This window comes from Mesorhizobium sp. M7A.F.Ca.AU.002.02.1.1 (genome assembly GCF_003998535.1).
GTDB classification, from domain to species: Bacteria; Pseudomonadota; Alphaproteobacteria; order Rhizobiales; family Rhizobiaceae; genus Mesorhizobium; species Mesorhizobium ciceri.
The window spans coordinates 1-4,226 of sequence record NZ_RZPB01000545.1; the positions used below are offsets into that span (position 1 = coordinate 1).

The window sequence follows — 4,226 nt, forward strand, 5'->3', positions numbered from 1 at the left end:
CAATTCTTTCACGCCATTTTTTTCCTAAGGCGTCATTCCGCGGATTGTCTAAAAGAAAACCCGCTTGTTTCGCCACGTCCTTGAGGCCCGGAACGGTCCCTAGGTATTGCTTTGCCTCTTGGGCAGCCTTTTCAAAATCCTTAGCGCCAGGCTTGGATTTACCTTCTGGGGAAAGATCAAAATCGGCGTTGATGTCTTCCCCGATGCCTATCGCGATTTCTTGCTTCTTCCCAGTTTTTGGATCGGTGTGTGTCCAATGAACGCCCTTTGATCCATCGTAACTGGAGTAGCGGTTCTCTACAGGAGAACTTGTGTGAGGCCTAACAATGTCTTGGCAGATGGCTGCGCAAGCAGGATTAACAATAGCGGAAAACGAGCCATGAGAGACCGTTCCCTGTACAAATATAGGAATTAAGCACAATGGCTGGCTCTACACATTGATCGCCCCGTGCCAATATAGCCTAGATAACTATTAGCCTTGCATCACTCCAAAATCCTCTCGTCCGCCTGATCTTTAGCTTTTACTATTACGCTTTCAATCAAAAGTGGTAGCACCACAGGCAGCAAAAAAAATCTCCAAGGCTTGCCGTAGCCCGACGAAATAAATGAAATACCGGCAATAATATTTCCTTTTTCCCATCCTTTCTTCAAAAGAAGCCTTCCCCGTTTCACATCGCCGTTTCTCATTAAATATCTTCCACATATAAGGTAAATTGCGCCAAGCTCCCACTCCGCTTTTTCTGCAAAAATATCGAGAGTCTTGGGCGATTCTTCCCTGGAAAATGTTTTTATGAGAACGAAGGTCGCTTCTTCGCCCTTTTTCTCTTCAGCGCGACGGAGCCAGAGCTCCGCTAACATTAGGTCTTTTTCTACCATCACCCCGTTAGCATAGCCAATACCAACGGCTAACTGCGCATCTGGATCTCCTTGCTCGGCCAATGGGATGAAGTACTCAATCCATCTCTGTCGCTCTTCAGCAGTGACTTGGTCCATGTGACGTTTCCCGTCTATGCATCCATCCGACGACTGGTGCGCCTAGTCCTCGGCACATGGGCTCTTTTCGAGAGCCGGTCCATTCTAAAGTCAATCACTCACTCTATCATCATAACCTGAAATCTCGATCTGTAAGCCCGCGCGGGTCCCTCATAAAGTCATGCACAATCCCCATTGGGATCCCGATAACAGGAGTTCCAAGAGGAGCACCCGGCGGCTTCGATGGCTTTGTCGGCGGACCTGGCGGCAGATCATCTGGTGGTGATGCACTTGGCGGATCAGTTGGGGTTGGAGCCTTCTTTACAGACTCCATCTGCCTCACTGGAGGTTTGGGATCGTTAACCGACGGCGCTTTGTTTGGATCCGTAAAGCTAGTCATAACATCCATGGCAAAGCCGACGAGGTTTCGAACAAAATCGAATTTACTGGCGGCTATTTGCTTACACCCATCGCACTTTTTCTTGTCAACAGAAAGGCCCAACTCCTTTACCGCCGGCCCCGCTGATTGGGAGATGGCGTGGCTGCCAGACGCTTCAGCGGTGCCAACCGAGCCGCCACCTTCTCTGGCAGCATTGGCCAATCCGGCCGCGCTGTCGTCGGCTGACCGCGCCGAATGTCCATTGTTGTCTGCTTTATTCACCGGATCGTTCTGGGCATATACATAGCGGTTGGTCCCCACGCCCTGCTTTGTCGGATCCCAATCATCTGGCGAGATGAACCTTCCCAGCACGGGATCCATGTACCGCGCATTGAGATACAGCAGCCCGGTCTCGGGATCGAAGCGTTCGCCGATGTAGCTCTTCTGGGTCTGGAAGCCTGTGTTGAGGCGCTCGCCATAGGTGGCGTAGTTGGTCTGCTCGACGATGGCGCTGGTGCTGTCGGTGACCATGCGCACCGAGGCCAGGTGATCACGATGCAGGAAGGCCTTTGTCGTGCCCGTCACTTTGATGTCGGGATGCGGATACCTGGTGTAGATCTCCGCGCCCGGGGTCGCCGGGTCGATCTCGACATTGGCATCGGGATAGAGTGTGGTGGCGAAGCTCGAGGATTTTTTCGCGCGCGCTCCGTCGGGTCCATAAGCGAGATTGACAGTGTTGGAGGCCAGCGTGACCGTCTTCAGCCGGTTGGCCTCGTCCCAGACCAGTGTGCGGCTGCCATCGGAGGTGAGGTTGCCATTGGCATCATAGGCCATAGCATTGGCGCCGACCGAGGTTGGCGCATGCGGACGAGCAGCACTTGCCGCGGGATAGATATAGGTGCCGGCGACACGGGTACGCGAGGTCAGATTGTCGTTGGCGGCATAGACAAAGCTTTCGCTGAGCGCGGTGTTGCCCAGATTGCTGCTTGCCGTCAGCCGGTCGGCATTGTCATAGCCATAGGTCCAGCTGTCCGAAGCCGTCAGCCCCGTGGTGCCGGTGATGCGGCCAAGGCTGTCACGCGCGTACTGATCGTCGAGCAGGATGGTGGCGCCTCGTGCCGTGGTGACACGCGTCAGCCAGCGCCGCGTCGGCGAATAGGTGAACGAGGTCTTCACACCGTTCGAATAGGTGATCTCCTTGGTCTGGCCATCGGCCTCGTAAATGGTCGAGGTGATGAAGCCGGGGGCGGAGGCGAGCTTGTTGCCGGCGGTGTATTGCAGGCGGTTCGCGTTCGAACCGAAGTCGAGCTGAACAGGAAAGTACTGGACATATACGTTCTGGCCGGAGCCGTCGTGGACGTTGAACGTATAGTTGGTGATCCCCGCGATCGTGGCATCCTGGCGAGCAACCTTGCCGAGGCCGTCATAATTGTAGAGCTGGACGGCAGCCGCGTTTTCCGAGCGGGTCAGCTGGCCGATGTTGTAGTAACCCGACGCCGCCTGGTCGTAGGTGTTCTGGGTCAGCGTCACCGGGCTGCCGCCTGCTGCCGTTGCCGTCTTCAGCGTCAGCCGGTCCATCTGGTCGTAGGCGAGCGTTGTGACCGTGCCTCGGGCGTCGGTCTGGCTGATAAGGCGGTTGGCGGCGTCATAGACATAGGTCCAGGTGCCGAGATCGGGATCTGACGCCGACAGCCGGTTGCCGAGCAGATCGTAGCTGTAGCTCCAGCTCGAACCGCCGGGATCGGTGACGCCGATCAGCCGGCCGAGCAGGTCGTAGCTGCGGCCCTCCGGCAGATTGAGGCCACCGACGTCGCGGACAATGGCGGCGATATCGCCGTGTGTCGTCCATGCTGTCTTAGTCGGATGGCCAAGCTCGTCCGTCATCGTCACCGCATTCAGCCGTGGGTTGACGCCGGTTCCCGTGGCCAGTTCGTTCAAGTAAGTGCGCTGGCTTGAATCCGGATTGACCGTCTTCACCAGCCGGTCGGCCCAGTCGTAGCTGTTGGTGGTCCACTGTGCCGTCTCACCGACGAACCTCGGGAAGGCGGTACGCAGCACATTGCCGCGAAGATCGTAGTCGGTCTCGGCAATGCGTCTTGCACTGGCCGCCGTCTCTCCGGGGGTTTCCACGCGATAGACCCGGCCAAGCCCGTCATAGAAGGAGCGGGTAAAATCCTCGCCGGCGCCCCCACTCGCGCCATTGGGCAGCGGGGTGTACTTGACCAGCGCCTGTGTCGCCGGATTGCCCTCGTTCTCGAAGCGCGTCTTGGTATAGGCGCCGGTGACGCTCTGAGAGACCTGATAGGGCCGGCAGAAGGCGTCATAAGTAAAGGTTTTGACGAGACCATTCGGGTCTGTCTTCGTTGCCGGCAGGCCGCACACGGCATTGTAGGTGGCGGTCGAAACAAAGCGCGCGTCGGCGACCTGTCCGCGGGAGGACGCGCTCCTTTCAAGACGATCGGAATAGCGCGTGAGAAGTGATCAGGCCAGCAAATGCGCCAGCAGCGCCCTTAGTTGGGCCGGCTTCAGCGGCTTGCGCATCAGTTCGATGCCGCCGGAGCGGGCGGCCTTGGCGACGGCTTCCGAACTGTCGGCGGTGACGATCAGCGCCGGCACGGCGCGGCCGAGATAGTCGCGGACTTCGGCGATGGTCGTGGTGCCGAGATCGCCGCCGTCGAGATGCTGGTCGGCAATGACGATGTCGGGCACCCAGTCGGTGTCGCCAAGCATGTCGAGCGCATCGTCGGTCGAGGTCGCGGCCCGCACCAGGCATTGCCAGCGTTCGAGCAGGAAGGTCATGGCTTGCAGCACTTCGATATCGTTCTCGACCAGCAGCACCTTGGTGCCGACATGGAACGGCCGCGCGGCTATGGCC

The 4,226-nt window shown here is 57.9% G+C and carries 4 protein-coding genes; all 4 read right to left on the reverse strand.

What is annotated here, in order from left to right:
- Positions 1–421 (reverse strand): hypothetical protein (locus EN879_RS26315; RefSeq protein ID WP_164774587.1); only part of this gene is annotated, 421 nt, incomplete at its 3' end.
- 62 nt (positions 422–483) lie between these two features.
- Positions 484–993, reverse strand: a complete 510-nt coding sequence (locus tag EN879_RS26320; protein WP_063168157.1) for a sel1 repeat family protein — start codon at positions 991–993, stop codon at positions 484–486.
- A 109-nt stretch (positions 994–1,102) separates the two neighbouring features.
- Positions 1,103–3,733, reverse strand: a complete 2,631-nt coding sequence (locus EN879_RS26325) for an RHS repeat-associated core domain-containing protein (RefSeq protein WP_063168156.1) — start codon at positions 3,731–3,733, stop codon at positions 1,103–1,105.
- Between the two features lie 99 nt (positions 3,734–3,832).
- Positions 3,833–4,226 (reverse strand): response regulator (locus EN879_RS26330; RefSeq protein ID WP_164774588.1); only part of this gene is annotated, 394 nt, incomplete at its 5' end.

Coding starts and splice junctions, on each gene's coding strand:
- EN879_RS26320 (WP_063168157.1), bottom strand. CDS start 993: ATGGACCAAGTCACTGCTGAAGAGCGACAGAGATGGATTGAGTACTTC.